The organism is Thalassospira lucentensis, from assembly GCF_032921865.1.
Classification (GTDB): domain Bacteria; phylum Pseudomonadota; class Alphaproteobacteria; order Rhodospirillales; family Thalassospiraceae; genus Thalassospira; species Thalassospira lucentensis_A.
Genome location: NZ_CP136684.1, coordinates 4,173,301 through 4,190,000, shown reverse-complemented (window position 1 = coordinate 4,190,000; position 16,700 = coordinate 4,173,301). Strand labels below are relative to the sequence as shown.

14 protein-coding genes and 2 rRNA genes are annotated in these 16,700 nt (G+C 56.1%); 11 read left to right on the top strand and 5 right to left on the bottom strand.

The features are described from left to right. Positions 1 to 110: 110 nt before the first annotated feature. The 6 genes from R1T41_RS20240 to R1T41_RS20215 all read left to right on the top strand — a co-directional run bounded on the left by R1T41_RS20240 (position 111) and on the right by R1T41_RS20215 (position 5,869). A 23S ribosomal RNA gene (locus R1T41_RS20240) occupies positions 111 to 2,858 on the top strand. 121 nt (positions 2,859 to 2,979) lie between these two features. Continuing rightward, positions 2,980 to 3,094 (top strand): 5S ribosomal RNA (gene rrf, locus R1T41_RS20235). 228 nt (positions 3,095 to 3,322) lie between these two features. After that, on the top strand, positions 3,323 to 3,622 hold the full coding sequence (locus R1T41_RS20230) for a DUF2282 domain-containing protein (protein WP_062953136.1): 300 nt from the start codon (positions 3,323 to 3,325) through the stop codon (positions 3,620 to 3,622). Positions 3,623 to 3,680: 58 nt separating this feature from the next. Next, the gene (locus tag R1T41_RS20225; RefSeq protein WP_317338843.1) at positions 3,681 to 4,568 is read left to right on the top strand and encodes a DUF692 domain-containing protein; all 888 of its coding nucleotides are present in this window, start codon (positions 3,681 to 3,683) and stop codon (positions 4,566 to 4,568) included. Further along, the gene (locus R1T41_RS20220) at positions 4,565 to 5,317 is read left to right on the top strand and encodes a DNA-binding domain-containing protein (protein WP_317338841.1); all 753 of its coding nucleotides are present in this window, start codon (positions 4,565 to 4,567) and stop codon (positions 5,315 to 5,317) included. Before R1T41_RS20225 ends, R1T41_RS20220 begins: the two co-directional genes overlap by 4 nt. A gap of 3 nt (positions 5,318 to 5,320) precedes the next feature. After that, positions 5,321 to 5,869, top strand: a complete 549-nt coding sequence (locus R1T41_RS20215) for a DoxX family protein (RefSeq protein ID WP_317338839.1) — start codon at positions 5,321 to 5,323, stop codon at positions 5,867 to 5,869. 2 nt (positions 5,870 to 5,871) lie between these two features. Here the strand turns inward: R1T41_RS20215 and R1T41_RS20210 are convergent, their stop codons facing one another. Continuing rightward, entirely contained in the window at positions 5,872 to 6,588 is a 717-nt protein-coding gene (locus tag R1T41_RS20210) for a GntR family transcriptional regulator (protein ID WP_317338836.1), read from the bottom strand. A gap of 359 nt (positions 6,589 to 6,947) precedes the next feature. Here R1T41_RS20210 and R1T41_RS20205 point away from each other — a divergent pair, with 359 nt between their 5' ends. The 4 genes from R1T41_RS20205 (at position 6,948) to R1T41_RS20190 (ending at position 11,727) form a co-directional block, all read left to right on the top strand. After that, on the top strand, positions 6,948 to 8,066 hold the full coding sequence (locus R1T41_RS20205; protein ID WP_062961360.1) for a TRAP transporter substrate-binding protein: 1,119 nt from the start codon (positions 6,948 to 6,950) through the stop codon (positions 8,064 to 8,066). Position 8,067: 1 nt separating this feature from the next. Next, positions 8,068 to 8,655, top strand: coding sequence for a TRAP transporter small permease subunit (locus R1T41_RS20200; RefSeq protein ID WP_317338834.1), 588 nt, complete (start codon positions 8,068 to 8,070; stop codon positions 8,653 to 8,655). Between the two features lie 6 nt (positions 8,656 to 8,661). Then, the gene (locus tag R1T41_RS20195) at positions 8,662 to 9,987 is read left to right on the top strand and encodes a TRAP transporter large permease subunit (RefSeq protein WP_317338832.1); all 1,326 of its coding nucleotides are present in this window, start codon (positions 8,662 to 8,664) and stop codon (positions 9,985 to 9,987) included. 156 nt (positions 9,988 to 10,143) lie between these two features. Next, on the top strand, positions 10,144 to 11,727 hold the full coding sequence (locus tag R1T41_RS20190; RefSeq protein ID WP_317338830.1) for a gamma-glutamyltransferase family protein: 1,584 nt from the start codon (positions 10,144 to 10,146) through the stop codon (positions 11,725 to 11,727). Between the two features lie 288 nt (positions 11,728 to 12,015). Here the strand turns inward: R1T41_RS20190 and R1T41_RS20185 are convergent, their stop codons facing one another. The 4 genes from R1T41_RS20185 to R1T41_RS20170 form a co-directional block, all read right to left on the bottom strand. Continuing rightward, the gene (locus R1T41_RS20185; protein WP_317338829.1) at positions 12,016 to 12,825 is read right to left on the bottom strand and encodes an SDR family oxidoreductase; all 810 of its coding nucleotides are present in this window, start codon (positions 12,823 to 12,825) and stop codon (positions 12,016 to 12,018) included. Between the two features lie 167 nt (positions 12,826 to 12,992). Beyond that, positions 12,993 to 13,814 (bottom strand): alpha/beta hydrolase, encoded by an 822-nt coding sequence (locus tag R1T41_RS20180; RefSeq protein WP_317338827.1) that lies wholly within the window; start codon positions 13,812 to 13,814, stop codon positions 12,993 to 12,995. A gap of 207 nt (positions 13,815 to 14,021) precedes the next feature. Beyond that, a complete protein-coding gene (locus tag R1T41_RS20175) occupies positions 14,022 to 14,183 on the bottom strand; it encodes a hypothetical protein (RefSeq protein ID WP_317338825.1) in 162 nt (53 codons plus the stop codon). Positions 14,184 to 14,515: 332 nt separating this feature from the next. Next, positions 14,516 to 15,508: an aldose epimerase family protein gene (locus R1T41_RS20170; protein WP_317341599.1), complete on the bottom strand. Its 993-nt coding sequence runs from the start codon at positions 15,506 to 15,508 to the stop codon at positions 14,516 to 14,518. A gap of 205 nt (positions 15,509 to 15,713) precedes the next feature. On the opposite strand from R1T41_RS20170, the gene R1T41_RS20165 reads away from it, so the two are divergent. Then, positions 15,714 to 16,664 (top strand): ABC transporter substrate-binding protein, encoded by a 951-nt coding sequence (locus R1T41_RS20165; RefSeq protein WP_062953026.1) that lies wholly within the window; start codon positions 15,714 to 15,716, stop codon positions 16,662 to 16,664. Positions 16,665 to 16,700: the final 36 nt, after the last annotated feature.

The following is a 16,700-nucleotide window of genomic DNA, read 5'->3' as shown; positions in this document are numbered from 1 at the left end:
TTTCCGTTGTGATTTTTCGCAACGAAAGAACGTGATCGCGATACTGGCTGTATTGTGTGTTGGCAGGGTTTTACCCCTGCGCAAGACGCAGAACAGTTAGCTGAGGGATCTCTCAAGCATAATAAGGGCATTTGGTGGATGCCTTGGCGTTAAGAGGCGATGAAAGACGTGGCACTCTGCGATAAGCTACGGTGAGCCGAGAGCAGGCTTTGACCCGTAGATTTCTGAATGGGGAAACCCCATCCAATAGGATGATCATAACGCGAATACATAGCGTTATGAGGCGAACCCGGGGAACTGAAACATCTCAGTACCCGGAGGAAAGGACATCAACAGAGACTCTGCTAGTAGCGGCGAGCGAACGCGGACCAGGCCAGTGGCCTATGTGTAAGAACCGGAACGATCTGGAAAGGTCGGCCAAAGTGGGTGATAGCCCCGTACGGGTAGAAAGCACATAGGTCCTCGAGTAGGGCGGGACACGTGAAATCCTGTCTGAACATGGGGGGACCACCCTCCAAGCCTAAGTACTCCTTAACGACCGATAGTGTACCAGTACCGTGAGGGAAAGGTGAAAAGCACCCCGATAAGGGGAGTGAAATAGTTCCTGAAACCGGATGCCTACAAGCAGTTGGAGCCTCTTTATGGGGTGACAGCGTACCTCTTGCATAATGGGTCAGCGAGTTAGTCTTACAAGCGAGCTTAAGCCGTTAGGTGTAGGCGCAGCGAAAGCGAGTTTGAATAGGGCGATTGAGTTTGTGGGATTAGACCCGAAACCAGGTGATCTAGCCATGAGCAGGTTGAAGGTGATGTAACAGTCACTGGAGGACCGAACCCACGTCTGTTGAAAAAGACGGGGATGACTTGTGGTTAGGGGTGAAAGGCCAATCAAACCTGGAGATAGCTGGTTCTCCGCGAAATCTATTTAGGTAGAGCGTCAGACGAATACCATCGGGGGTAGAGCACTGAATGGGCTAGGGGGCCTTACCGGCTTACCAAACCTAATCAAACTCCGAATACCGATGAGTACTATCTGGCAGACAGACTACGGGTGCTAAGGTCCGTGGTCGAGAGGGAAACAGCCCAGACCGCCAGTTAAGGTCCCAAAGTTGTGGCTAAGTGGGAAAGGATGTAGGACGGCCAAGACAACCAGGACGTTGGCTTAGAAGCAGCCATCGTTTAAAGAAAGCGTAACAGCTCACTGGTCTAAATAAGCTGTCCCGCGCCGAAGATGTACCGGGGCTCAAGCCACACACCGAAACTGCGGATTTGTTCTTCGGAACAAGTGGTAGCGGAGCGTTCCGTAAGCCTGTGAAGGTGTACCGTAAGGTATGCTGGAGGTATCGGAAGCGAGAATGCTGACATGAGTAGCGACAAAGGGAGTGAGAACCTCCCTCGCCGAAAGCCCAAGGGTTCCTGCGCAAGGCCAATCCGCGCAGGGTGAGTCGGCCCCTAAGACGAGGCGGAAACGCGTAGTCGATGGGAAACAGGTTAATATTCCTGTACCCGTGAGAAGTGACGGCCTCTGGAAGTTGTGTCTCCTTATTGGATTGGAGATGCTGCCAAGGAGGTCCAGGAAATAACTCTCACATATGGACCGTACCCGAAACCGACACAGGTGGGCAGGTTGAATATACCAAGGCGCTTGAGAGAACGATGTTGAAGGAACTCGGCAAATTGCCCCCGTAACTTCGGGAGAAGGGGGCCCACCGTGAAGGCAACTTTACGGTGGGGGCACAGACCAGGGGGTGGCGACTGTTTACTAAAAACACAGGGCTCTGCGAAGTCGCAAGACGACGTATAGGGTCTGACGCCTGCCCGGTGCCGGAAGGTTAAGAGGAGATGTGCAAGCATTGAATTGAAGCCCCGGTAAACGGCGGCCGTAACTATAACGGTCCTAAGGTAGCGAAATTCCTTGTCGGGTAAGTTCCGACCTGCACGAATGGCGTAACGACTTCCCCACTGTCTCCAACATCGACTCAGCGAAATTGAATTCTCCGTGAAGATGCGGAGTACCCGCGGTCAGACGGAAAGACCCCGTGCACCTTTACTACAGCTTTGCAGTGGTATCAGGATGTGAATGTGCAGAATAGGCGGGAGGCTATGAACCCGAAGCGCCAGCTTCGGTGGAGCCACCTTTGAGATACCGCCCTTTTGCTTCCTGATATCTAACCGAGGTCCGTTATCCGGATCCGGGACCCTGCATGGCGGGTAGTTTGACTGGGGCGGTCGCCTCCCAAAGAGTAACGGAGGCGCGCGATGGTAGGCTCAGGCTGGTCGGACATCAGCTTAAGAGTGCAATGGCAAAAGCCTGCCTGACTGCGAGACTGACAAGTCGAGCAGAGACGAAAGTCGGTCATAGTGATCCGGTGGTCCCGCGTGGAAGGGCCATCGCTCAACGGATAAAAGGTACGCCGGGGATAACAGGCTGATACTCCCCAAGAGTCCACATCGACGGGAGTGTTTGGCACCTCGATGTCGGCTCATCACATCCTGGGGCTGGAGCAGGTCCCAAGGGTTTGGCTGTTCGCCAATTAAAGTGGTACGTGAGCTGGGTTTAGAACGTCGTGAGACAGTTCGGTCCCTATCTGCCGTGGGCGTAGGATACTTGAGAAGAGCTGTCCCTAGTACGAGAGGACCGGGATGGACGCACCTCTGGTGTACCGGTTGTTCCGCCAGGAGCATCGCCGGGTAGCTAAGTGCGGAAGGGATAACCGCTGAAAGCATCTAAGCGGGAAGCCCCCTTCAAGACTAGGTATCCCTATCAGATCCCTGGAAGACCACCAGGTTGATAGGCTGGGTGTGGAAGCGTGGCAACACGTGAAGCTAACCAGTACTAATTGATCGATCGGCTTGATTGATCCCTCTTGCTAATTGACTATTCTGACTTCTTGCGCAGCGGTAAAACCCGCCAAAGCAAAATACAGAACAACCAATATCGCACCTAAATCACATTCCGATCTCTTCGCTGTGTTTCGACGGCCCGGTGGCCATAGCGGCCGGGAACCACCTGATCCCATCCCGAACTCAGAAGTGAAACCTGCCTGCGCCGATGGTACTTTGTCTTAAGGCACGGGAGAGTAGGTCACCGCCGGGCCTTCTAAACACAGCAAAACATATTCCCTGTTCAACGACTTCATGAAACCCCTGACCTTAAATGGTCGGGGGTTTTGTCGTTTCACGCATCCGTGATGAAATGCCGGAAAACTCTCACACTGACTTGATGTTTCGTGTGCCGAAGTTGCAATGACGGTGATCCGTTCGCCTGTTACCAAAAAGACATCGCCAGACAGGCGATCAGGTTTCACGCAACAAGGATGACATCATGAAAAACGCATTGGTTTTGGGCGCGGCACTTTCGGCGGCGGTTTCGCTTGCGGCGGTTGGTCAGGCGCAGGCACAGGGTGCCAAGGAAAAATGTTTCGGTGTTTCACTTGCCGGGCAGAATGATTGTGCAGCGGGGCCGGGCACCACATGTGCCGGCACATCGAAAGTCGATTATCAGGGCAATGCCTGGAAGCTGGTTCCGGCCGGGACATGCGAGGATATGAGCTTTACGACGGCGGATGGTCGTGAAGTGATGGGCAGCCTCGAGGCGCTTGAGCGCGATCTTCCGAAATCCTGATGTGATGATGCCGACCGGTCTGGCCGGTCGGCATATTCTTTTCTCCGGGAGATTTGCGATGGTCAGTAACCCGCATGGCGCCAGATTGCCCGACCGGGCCGGTGTCGGTTTCAAGGGCGCGCATGCCGATGATGTGATCGGCAAGCCAAAACAGGTCGGCTGGTTTGAAATCCATCCGGAAAATTACATGGTGTCCGGTGGGCCGCGCCTTGCGGTGCTTGAGGCATTGCGCGCCGACTATCCGATATCGATGCATGGGGTTGGGTTGTCACTTGGCGGCGGGCAAAGGCTTGATCCCCATCATCTGGCCGATCTCAAGCGGCTGGTGGACCGGTTTGAGCCTGCGATGCTGTCGGAACATATTGCATGGTCAAGTCATGACGGGCTTTACATGGCCGACCTTTTGCCGACACCGATGACGCAGATATCGCTTGATCAACTGGTTGAGGCGATTGACGAAGTACAGACGGTAACAGGGTGCAAAATCCTGATTGAAAATCCGACGTCCTATCTGGCGTTGCCGCAAAATTCGATCCCCGAAATTGATTTTATTACCGAGGCCGCGCGGCGTTCGGGCTGCGGGCTTCTGATTGATGTAAACAACATTTACATTTCGGCCTGTAATCTGGGCTTTGACGCCAGCGATTATGTTGATGCGATCCCTGGCGATCTGATCGGGGAAATCCATCTGGCCGGGCATGAGGCGGATGCCAATAGCAATGAGAAGGTTTTGATCGATACCCATTCGCGCCCGGTGGCCGATCCGGTCTGGGATCTGTTTGATCGCCTGATTGCGCGCATCGGGGCGCGGCCAACCCTGATTGAATGGGATAATGATGTGCCCGACTGGGCGACACTTCGGGCCGAGGCGGCGCTTGCGGACTTGCACCTTGAGGGGCATCTTGCGCGGTTTTCGGGTGCCGATCCCGTGCGGGCGGCGTCATGAGTGAAGCAGGAGCCTTTCAGGCGGAATTTTCCCGCGCCCTGATGGCAGCAGACCCGTCGGCGCGGCCCATGGGTCTTGACCCGGCGATGGCGGGACGGTTTGCGATTTATCGCAATAATGTCCATCGCGGCCTTGGTGATGCGTTAATCGCGGCCTATCCGGTGGTGGCGAAGCTGGTGGGGGAGGAATTCTTTCGGGCGATGGCGCAGGGCTTTTTCCGGGCAGAGCAGGCGCGCACCGGATCACTTGCACTTTATGGCGCCGGTTTTGCCGATTTCATTGATGGTTTCGATGCCGCCGCGTCAGTGCCCTATCTTTCCGATATGGCCCGGCTGGAACGGGCGCGGCTTGAAGTGCTGCATGAAGCCGATGAGGTGGTACTGGATGCCGGGATACTTGCGGCTTTTGGCGATGATCTGGCGGGCTGCCGGTTTGTGGCGCATAGCGCCTGCCGGTTGATGAACTCGTCCTTTCCGATCCATGCGATCTGGGTGCGGCAACAGGCGGACAGCAGGCAGACCGAACCGATTGTGCAGCAGGCGGAAAATGTCCTGATTACCCGACCCGGTATGACGGTGCGCCAGATCGTGCTGGATGACGCGGGCGCGGTATTTGCCCGATGCCTTCTGGACGGCATGACGGTTGCCGAGGGTTATGGCGCGGCAATCGAACGTGATCCGCAATTTGATGTGACATCCGCGTTCGCCCAACTGATAGCGGTCGGTGCGTTTGCCGGTTTGAGGGAGTGAAAAATGCAAACAGCGATCAAAAGAATGACCGACCTGCATGCCAGCCTGTTTGGTGGTCTGGAGGCGCGGACCGATGGCTGGTTCATCGGGCTTTCGGCACGGTTGTGGTTTGCCGCGATTTTGCTGCCTTATTATTTCAACAGCGCGATGACCAAGGTGGCGGGGGATAGTTTCCCCAGTGCCGGGGCGTTTGCGCAGATCGTGCCGTCGATTGCCGATCAGTATTTATATGACACCGCAGCCATTCCGTTTTTCCCGTGGCATATCATCGTGATTGCCGGGACCTTGGCGGAATTCATTTTGCCGGTTCTGATCGTTCTGGGACTGTTTACCCGTCTGGGTGCGCTTGGCATGATCGGGTTTGTGGTGGTGCAGAGTGTGGTGGATATCACGGCCCATGGTGCGGCGGCAGGCGCACTTTTTGATGGGCTGCCTGATCAGTTGATTGATCAGCGGATGTTGTGGGTTTTTGTGTTGCTGATGCTGGTGATCAAGGGGGCGGGTAAATTTTCGCTTGATCATGTTCTGGGGCGGCGCGCGCTCGACGAATGAGATTATTTGGCGATCAGAAGGGCCTGATGGTCGCTTTCGGCGCGGAGTGTCGCCAGATATTCCTGACTAACGTCATGGACTGACATGATGTGGGCATATAGCAGTTCTTCGGCGGCCTTGTGATCGCCGCGCAGGATGGCATCGACGATGCCTTGATGTTCCTCGTGCGAGGAGGCGAGGCGGGGCAGGCTGTTGAACTGTACCCGGCGGAAGGGGGCGACGCGCCGACGCACGGCCTGGGTGACTTCGACCAGAACGTCATTGTGCGTTCCAGCATAGATCGCATTATGAAATTCACGGTTCTGGCTTTCGTAAGCCGGGCTGTCGCCTGCACGCATGGCATGGGCCAGTTCGTGATGGAGTTCTTCGAGTGCGTGACGTTCGCCGCTTGTCATGCGTTTGGCGGCAAGTCGCCCGCAGGTGGCTTCGAGTTCGGCCATGCTTTCAAACATCGCCGTCAGTCGTTCCGGCGTTGCCAGTGAGACATAAACCCCGCGATTGGGGATTTTTTCGGCAAGTTCGGTCGCGGTCAGCAATTGCAGGGCTTCGCGGACCGGGGTGCGTGACACGCCAAAGCGTTTTGCAAGCTGGGTTTCTTCGAGCCGGGCACCGGGAACAAGCACACCGGTAACAATATCGTCTTCGAGGGACTGGCAGAGTTTTTGCGCAATGCCGACCGGTTCGGGCGAAGGTTGCGGGGCTTGCTGCAGATGGATCATGTGCCGTTTCGACCCTTTGATCTTGTTGTCGATTGATATTCAGATGCTCTTTCGGGGCACCCTATACAACCGATGTATACATGATATTTCCCGTAAAATCCAAGCGCAACTGTCGCGTGCGGGATTCCGTCCCAGGCGACCACATGCAATATGTTTAATTAATATGCATATATGCAGTGCAGCAATTATATATGATTAAAAAATAAACAATAAAAGTGACTATGTTGGGGGTGAAAATCAGTTAAGTTATTGAAATAAAATAAATGGCACGTCGGTTGCACGGTGTATACACAATGCGGGCCAAGATCCGTTCGATGATATTATCCGCGTATTGCGCTTTCTCTATCAGGGAGACACCGATGACCAACCTTAAAAGACGCGACTTTCTGACGAAGTCGGCATTTGGCACGGCAGCCGCCGGGGCGGCTGTTTTTGCCACGCCACATATCGCGCGTGCCCAGGAGAGCTTTAACTGGAAAATGACCAATGCCTATGGTCCGGGTTCACCGTTCTACGTGACCGGCCCGGGCAGCCCGGAGGATTTCTGCAAACGTGTTACGGAAATGTCGAGCGGGCGTCTGAACATCCAGCATTTTGCCGCGGGTGAACTGATCCCGGCGCTTGAGGGCTTTGATGCCGTTCAGGCCGGTACGGTCGAAATGAATGCCGCCAATGCCTATTTCTGGGCGGGCAAGATTTTTGCCGCACAGTATTTCACTACCGTTCCGTTTGGCCTGAACTTCCAGGGTGTCAATGCGTGGCTGTATCATGGCGGCGGGCTTGAACTTTGGCATGAGCTGTATCAGCCCTATGGCCTGATTGCGTTCCCGATGGGCAATACCGGCGTTCAGATGACCGGCTGGTTCCGCGAACCGATTGAAAGCCTTGATGATTTCAATGGCCTGAAAATGCGTATTCCGGGCCTTGCCGGCAAGGTCTATCAGCAGATCGGGGTTGAGGTGAAACTGCTTCCGGGGGGCGAGATTTTCCCGGCACTTGAACGTGGCGTGATTGATGCTGCCGAGTTCGTCGGTCCGTATCAGGACCGTCGTCTTGGCCTTCAGAAGGCAGCGAAATATTACTACACCACCGGCTGGCATGAGCCGTCCAACGTGACCGAGCTTCTGATCAATCAGAAAGCATGGGAAAGCCTTCCGGCCGATCTTCAGGCGATTGTCAAAAACGCCGCACAGGCGTGCAATCTTGACAGTCATTCCTGGTGTGAAGCCAACAATGCCGCGGCCCTTCGTGATCTGGTCGAGAATGAGGGCGTTATCGCCCAGACCCTGCCTGATGATGTCGTCAACAAGCTTAAAGGCATCACCAACGACACGCTGGAAGCCGAAGCCGCCAAGGACCCGCTGACCAAAAAGGTCCATGACGCATTCATGGCGTTCCGCGATACGCACCGTGAATGGGCGGCGGTGAGTGAAAAGCCCTATCACGGCATCATTTCATCCAAAGACGGGATGAGCTGACATGAATTCGACCCGTACTGAATCGCTGGCAGAACCGCTTCCCGACCGTGTGTTGGGATATATCGTTGATTTTGCCGGATGGGCGGCCGCGTTAAGCGGTCTTGCGCTTGTTCTGGTGGTCGGCGGCAATGTGTTGCTTCGTTATGTGTTCAATACCGGCAGTGTCGCCATGCAGGAACTTGAATGGCATCTGGTGTCGCCGATTGCCCTTCTGGGGATGGCATATGGCATGCGGCATGGCGGCCATGTACGGGTCGATTTTCTTTATGACCGGCTAAGTGACCGGGCACGCGCGATGATTGATCTGTTTTCGGCGGTGCTGATGGTCATTCTTGGGGCTGCGATCATCTGGTTTGCCATTCCCTATGTGAACCAGTCGATCATGATGGGCGAGGGATCGCCCGATCCGGGGGGATTGCCGTATCGTTTCCTGCTTAAGGCATTTATCCCGGTCGGGTTCGGGTTGCTTTTCGTGCAGGCAATCGCGCAGGCCCTGATCAATTTCCGGCAGGTGACCGGAGCGGCCCAAACCGCGGAAGATGCCGGATACGCCACCCATAAAACCGCCACTGACGTGCCTGGGGAATAATCGAACATGACTGGTAATGAATGGCTGGCCATCGGCATGGTCGGCGGCTTTTTCGGCTTCCTCGTGCTTGGGGTGCCGGTGGCGATATCGCTTGCGATTTCGGGTTTTGCCTTTGGCATTCTGGGATTTGGCACCGGGCTTTTTAACCTGCTGCCCGCGCGCATTTACGGGGTTGTGACCAACTATACGCTTCTGGCGCTACCGCTTTTCATCTTCATGGGGGTGATGCTTGAAAAGTCGAAACTGGCCGAAGAACTGATTGATGTGATCGGCCATGCCATGGGCCGCCTTCGCGGCGGCATGGGGCTTGCGATTGTGATTGTCGGGGTTCTGATGGGGGCGTCTTCGGGCGTGGTCGGGGCGACGGTGGTGACGGTTGGGTTGCTGTCGTTACAGCCGCTGATCAATCGCGGTTATAACAAGGGGGTGGCGTGCGGTGTGATTTGCGCATCGGGCACGCTGGGGCAGATCATCCCGCCAAGCCTTGTCCTGATCCTGCTTGCCGATATCCTGGGGGAGTTCGTCGGGACGCTGTTTGCCGCCGCGATGGTGCCGGGGCTTATCCTTGCCGGGATGCTGGCACTTTATCTTGTCCTTCTGGGAATTTTCAAACCCGACATGGTGCCCGCGATCCCGCAGGATGAGCGCGATGCGCTGGCGACCCGTGACCTTATGCTGAAGATCGCCAAGGTCGTGCTGCCGCCGCTGGCACTTGTTTTTGCGGTTCTTGGGTCGATTGTTGGCGGGATTGCTGCCCCGACCGAGGCCGCATCGATGGGCGCGCTTGGCGCATTACTTCTGGCGCTGTTTACCGGGCGGCTTAATTTCGGGGTGATGCGCGATGTGTTGCGCGATACCCTGATCACCAGTGCGATGGTGTTTTTCATCCTGATCTGCGCGCAGCCCTTTGGCCTTGCCTTCCGCGGGCTTGGCGGCGAGGGGCTGGTGCATGCCATGTTTGAATGGGTGCCCGGTGGTGATATGGGCAACCTTCTGTTCATGATGGCGGTGATCTTTGTTCTTGGGTTCTTTCTTGAATGGATCGAGATTTCCTATATCGCGCTGCCGATGTTTTTGCCGGTGTTCATGAATAGCGGCATCGATATGGCGTGGCTTGCGATCCTTGTGGCGATGAACCTGCAGACCAGCTTCCTGACACCGCCCTTTGGCTGGGCGCTATTTTTCCTTAAGGGGGTTGCTCCAAAATCGGTGTCGACCATGGATATCTATCGCGGGGTCATTCCGTTTATCGGTATTCAGGCGCTGGCCCTTGTGCTGCTGTTCATCTTCCCGGAACTGACAAGCTGGCTACCGGATCTTATCGGCTGGTAGCAACAGATAGGTCCTGATCCGAAATATCAGACGATTTGTCCACGATGTGAAAATCGCCTGATACCCGGATCATTTTCACGATAGATTTCAAAGAACAACAGGACATGCCGGACACACGGCATGCCAAAGATTTTTGCGCCATCAGGAGGCCCCGAAATGCTTAGAACCAGAACAAGCCTTGGCGGGATGGTCACAGCCCCGCACCATCTGGCAGCCCAGGCCGGGCGCGATGTTTTGCGCGATGGCGGCAACGCGGTCGAGGCGATGATTGCGGCGGCGGCCACCATTGCGGTTGTCTATCCGCATATGAATGCGATTGGCGGGGATGGGTTCTGGCTGATTGCGGAACCGGGCAAGGACCCGGTGGCGATCCGGGCATGTGGCGGGGCGGCCGGTTTGGCGAGCCCGGAATTTTACCGTGACCTTGGCCATGACAAAATCCCGGCGCGCGGGCCGTTGGCGGCATTGACCGTGGGCGGGGCGATTGGCGGCTGGATGGAGGCCGCAAAAATCGCACGGAAACTGGGCGGGACATTGCCCATCGCACGCCTCGTTGCCGATGCGGTGCATCATGCGCGCACCGGGGTGCCGATCACGAAATCGCAGCATGAACTGACGCGTGACAAGCTGCCGGAACTTCGCGATGCGCCGGGGTATGTGGCGGCTTATGCCGCGAATGGCGCGCCCGAAATTGGCGACGTTTTAACGCAGCCCGCCCTTGGCGCAACGCTGGAACGGCTTGGCACCGCCGGGCTTGATGATTTTTACCGGGGTGATATCGCGCGCGCCAATGCCAAGGGGCTTGAGGCGGCGGGAAGTCCGCTTCGGTTATCCGATTTCGAGGGCTATCACGCCAAAACCACCACACCGCTCTCGGTGAAGCTATCAAGCGGCACCGTTTTCAACATGGTGCCACCAACGCAGGGGGCCGCGTCGCTTATGATCCTTGGCCTGTTTGATCGACTGGGTGTGAAAACGGGCGAGGGATTTGATCATATCCATGGCGTGATCGAGGCGACCAAACGCGCCTTTATCAAACGTGATGCCCATATCGGCGATCCGGGCCGGATGGATATTGATCCGATGTCGCTTCTGAGTGATGCGATGCTGGATGCCGAGGTGGCAAAAATCGATATGAAAACCGCATTGCCGTGGCCGCATATCGCCAAGCCCGGCGATACGATCTGGATGGGGACGACGGATAAAAACGGCACGGTTGTTAGCTACATCCAAAGCATTTTCTGGGAATTCGGATCGGGCGTTGTCGTGCCCGAAACCGGGGTCCTGTGGCAGAACCGCGGGGCGAGCTTTACGCTTCATGACGGCCCCAATCAGCTTGGCCCCGGCCGGTTGCCGTTCCATACACTCAACCCGGCGATGGCACGGCTGAACAACGGCGATGTCCTTACATACGGCACCATGGGTGGCGAGGGACAGCCGCAAACCCAGGCGGCGGTGTTTACCCGCAGTGTCCTGTTCGGACAGGATTTGCAGGCGGCGATTACCGCCCCGCGCTGGCTGCTTGGCCGGACATGGGGTGCGGAAACCACGACCCTCAAACTCGAAAACCGGTTTGACCCGGCCCTGATCACGCAGCTTGAAAAAGCCGGTCATGCGGTTGAAGTCGTCGGCGATTTCGAAGACATGATGGGCCATGCTGGTGGCATTTTGCTGCGCGCCAATGGGGTTATGGAAGGGGCGACCGATCCGCGGGCGGATGGGGTGGTTGCGGGGCTTTGATCATATCACTCAGGCCCTAACAAACCGGTAGGCATTGCCGTGGCGTTCGGCGTGGCCGACGCCGGGATAGGTCCAGTGATAGCCCAGCATTTTGATTTTTTCCGAGGCGGCGCGGTCAAGCAGCATCAGCCGGTTGGCAAGGGCCTGTTCCGGCGCTGTGTCAAAGCCAAAATGCCAAGCGGGATGGGCAAAAAATATGATGTCGTTTGTGCGCAGGCATTCCCACCCATCATCTGCAGGATTGCAAGTCGTTCGGTGTTCCTGGTATCGGGGGAAATGCCGCGCGGGTCATGCCGGTTCACCCGTTTTGGCGCGGTTTGCGTAACGCGGTGCGGGTTGGACGAGGGACAGGAACGGGGCAATCGCATGGCGGGCTGTTTCCATGGCATCCCACATCGCCGGATCGGCAAGGGACGGAATGGTGATCAATTCACCCTGATCAAAGCCGGAAAGGGCGGCATCGACCATGTCACCGGCATCCATCATCATTTCTGGCGGTATCACGTTGATATCGAGCCCGGCGCGTTCGAAAAGTTCGGTGCGGGTAAAGCCCGGAAGAACTGCCTGCATCTGCACCCCGCGCGGGCCGATTTCGGCGGCAAGTGACTGGGTCAATGACAGGACGAAGGCCTTGCTGGCGCAGTAGGATGCATTGAAACGTTCGGGCATCAGCGGCACAACCGATGCGATATTGATAATCGCGCCGCGACCGCGATCTGCAAAATTGTGGGCGGCGGCAAGTGTCAGCCGGTGCAGGATATCGACATTCAGAAACACCAGTTGGAGCAGGCTGTCCGGGTCGGAAGCCAGAACGTTTGCATTCGGGCCAATACCGGCCGAATTGACAACCAGTGTCAGGTCGTCGCCGGTGGCGAGCCGGGCTGCGACATTTTCAAGATCGTCATGATTGGTCAAATCCGCCGGAAGGGCTGTGACCGCGACACCGTATTGCGTGGAAAGATCGGTGGCAAGCTGGTCAAGACGTCCGGCATTGCGTGCAACAAGCACAAGGTTATAGCCGCGTTTGGCAAGCCGGTCGGCATAGACGGCACCAATGCCCGAAGAGGCACCGGTAACAAGTGCGGTTCCCTTTGACATAGCGGGCTCCTGCTTTCTGAGGTTTGAAACTATTAATGCGAATTGTCCTTGAAAAGGCGAAGGCAGATCGGGCCGTTTCCGGGGGATGGATTGGCGGGTGCATCAATCCGGCCCCGGAAAGCGGGTCTGTTCTGCGTAACGGTTCAGGCAATCATCGAAAACGGATGTCAGGCCCGAATGAAATCGAGGACATCCTGATTGAAGCGTTCGGTATGGGTTTGCGAAAGGCCGTGATCGGCACCTTCGTAAATCTTCAAAACCGATCCCTTGACGATTTTCGAGCTTTCAAGCGCGGATGCGATAATCGGAACGATCTGGTCATCATCGCCATGCACGATCAGGGTGGGTTTATCGATCTTGCGAAGGTCCTCGGTGTAATCGACTTCGGAAAATTCGCGGATGCAGTCAAGCTGGCCCTTGATGCCGCCCATCATGCCCTGTGCCCAGAAACTTTCGCGCACACCTTCGGAAATTTTCGCGCCTTCGCGGTTATAACCATAGAACGGAATGGTCACATCGCGGAAGAATTGCGACCGGTCTTCAAGCGTGCCCTTGCGGATGCCATCAAACACGTTCATCGGCAAGCCGTTGGGGTTCTTGTCGGTTTTCAGCATCAGGGGCGGAACCGCGCCGACCAGAACGACCTTTGCAACGCGTTTTGTACCATGACGGCCCAGATAATGCGCCACTTCGCCGCCGCCGGTCGAATGGCCGATCATGATCAGGTCCTTCAGGTCCAGATATTCGATCAGTTCGGCCAGATCATCGGCATACTGGTCCATATTGTTGCCATCCCAGGTCTGGGTGGAACGGCCGTGGCTGCGGCGGTCATGGGCGATCACGCGATATCCCTGCTGGCCAAAAAACACCATCTGGGCATCCCATGCATCGGCCGATAACGGCCAGCCATGAGAAAACAGGATCGGCTGACCCTTGCCCCAGTCCTTGTAGAAAATTTCGGTGCCATCCTTGGTTTTGATAAACGACATGCTCTGTACTCCTGATTTTGTCGGGTTTGGATTGGTTGCGGCAAAGGACATTTTGGGAAGTGCGGTGGCCGCGATTGCCGCCCCACCCGCCAAAAGAAGATTTCGCCGTGATGTTTCCATCGAAAACGCGTTTGACTGTTCGTTTTGCCAACCCACCCGGGCCGACAGAACAGCAGCCTGGAGACGGGCTGCTGTTCTGTCGGGTTTTCAACCCTTTGATTGCGAATAGAAACCGGCGACAAAGGCCTTGGCATGGCCATAGGATGGCGGGGCGGGGTGCATCGGATGTCGGCGTAGTGATGTTATCGGCGGGCGAATTGTTGCCTTGATCGCTGTCTGACGATCCTGTGCCGTGTTGCAGCGTTGCAATGAGGATGTATCCGCGTCCGGGAATATTGGTGATGAAGCCCGGTGCCTGTTTAGTGGCTTCCATTGCCCTGCTGCCAACAGGCACGGCTTTGCCATCGCGCAAAAGAGCGCGTCGGGCAGGCAAGAACGTGAAGGGGCCGAATGAAAGCTCTTCTTCCACGCAACGATCACCCTGCGGACATTCCGCGAGGTGTGCCTCCAGATGGGTTTCTCAAATGGAATGACTATAAGGTATCATAAAAGTTGTTTTACACCAGCGCGTTATTGCGCTGCGTCATGCAACTTTCGATGATATTTTAATGACCATGAGCCGGAGGCAGGGACTGTCTTTGTTATGAAAATTCCCACTCGATCACATGCTTGTATGTCTCGCCCGGATTGAGCCACGGGCTTGGGAAATCCGTGCGGTTGGGGCTGTCGGGGAAGGTTTGGGGTTCAAGGGCGATGCCGCCGGATTTGTGAAGGCGTTGGCCGTCGGGCATTTTCATCGCATCGGTGAAATGCTGCGATAGGTAGAATTGCAATCCGGCCTCGGTCGAGAACAGTTTCATCGTCCGGCCGCTATCGGGATCGGACAGGGTTGCGATCTGTTTAAGCGGTCCGCGCGCGCCATTGAGGCAGAAATTGTGATCAAAGCCCTGATCGGCATTCAGTAGGTTCTGTGCGATCACGGCGGGGTTTCGGAAATCATAGCTGGTTCCGGCAACGTCGCGGCGCCCGGCAAGCGGGATCAGGCGATCATCAATCGGAAGATAGGCATCGGCATTGATTTGCAGGATATGCAGGGCCGCGCATTTATCAAACCGCCCTGTCAGGTTCCAATAGGCGTGGCTGGTCATATTGACCGGGCAGGTCTGATCGCAGGTTGCCGTGATTTCAAGGCGCAGGCGATTTTCAGCGACAATCGAATAGGTCGAGGTGGCCGCGAAATTCCCCGGATATCCCTGATCGCCATCCGGGCTTTCGAGGTGGAACGCGATTTTGTGATCAGAGTTTTGCGTAACCGACCAGTCGTGCCGGTCAAAGCCGGTGATGCCGCCATGCAGGTGTGTGGGGCCTTCATTGGCGGCCAGTATCACCCGGTCACCATTCGGGGCGATGTAGGCCGAATTGGCAATGCGGTTGGCATAGCGCCCGCAGACCGCGCCGATATAGCTGTCATGGGTGGCGTAGGCATCATCATCGGGCAGGCCGACAGTGATATTGGTTTCCGTGCCGTCGTCATTACGCAGCCAAAGCGCCCGGATACGTGCCCCATAGGGGGATAGCAGGATTCGCATTTTTGCGGTCCTGATTTGCAGGGTTCCTGCCGGTGCCGGGTTCATCGGGATTGCTGTCGGGTTTTTCGACATGTCGCCTCATTTTATCTGCAAATAGCTGTTTTATTTAGACTTTGCGGTTTTTTCATCCGCTGTCAACCACGCTTTCTACGCGAAAGTGGGGAGGCGCATTTAGGCCGTTGAGTTCCTTCAAATCATATTGTATTACTATATGGCTTTTAGCAATAAAACAGCCTTTAGGGAGGAAATAATGAAAAGTCTCAAGCAGCTTGCAGTTTCGACAGCAGCCCTTGGTGTTGCACTTGGTCTGTCCTTTGCGGCACAGGCCGAAATGATGATCGGCTTCTCGCAGATCGGGTCGGAAAGCGGCTGGCGTACGTCCGAGACGGAATCAATCAAGGCCGAAGCGGAAAAGCGCGGCATTGATCTGAAATTCTCGGATGCGCAGCAGAAACAGGAAAACCAGATCAAGGCAGTCCGTTCCTTCATCGCCCAGGGCGTTGATGGCATTCTGCTGGCACCGGTTGTTGAAACTGGCTGGGATCAGGTGCTTCAGGAAGCCAAGGATGCCGGTATTCCCGTCGTTCTGGTCGACCGTGGGGTTGCGGCCGATGAAAGCCTGTATCTGACTAAGGTTGCATCCGACTTCGTGGTGGAAGGCGCGCTTGCAGCCGCATGGCTGGCAGCGGAAACCAACGGCGTTTGTGATGTTGTCGAGCTGCAGGGCACTGTTGGCTCGTCGGCTGCCAATGACCGCAAGGAAGGTTTTGAGTCCGTTGTCGGCAACTTCCCGGGCATCAGCATCATCCGTTCCCAGTCGGGCGATTTCACCCGTTCGGGCGGCAAGGAAGTTATGGAAAGCTTCCTGAAAGCCGAAGATGGCGGCAAGAACATCTGTGCGGTTTATGCGCATAACGATGACATGGCGCTCGGTGCGGTGCAGGCGATCAAGGAAGCCGGTCTTAATCCGGGGGATGACATCCTGATCGTATCGATTGATGCGGTTCCTGATATCTTCAAGGCGATGGCCGATGGCGATACCAATGCCACCATCGAGCTGAACCCGCATCTGGGCGCACCGGCCTTTGACGCGATCAAGGCATCCATGGACGGCCAGGAAGTGCCGAAATGGATCAAGGCCAATGGTCCGCTTTATCTGCCTGATACCGCTGCCGAAGAATACAAAATGCGCAGCAAGTAAGGCCGTTGTCCGCAACCGTGCGCCTTACCGTGCGGT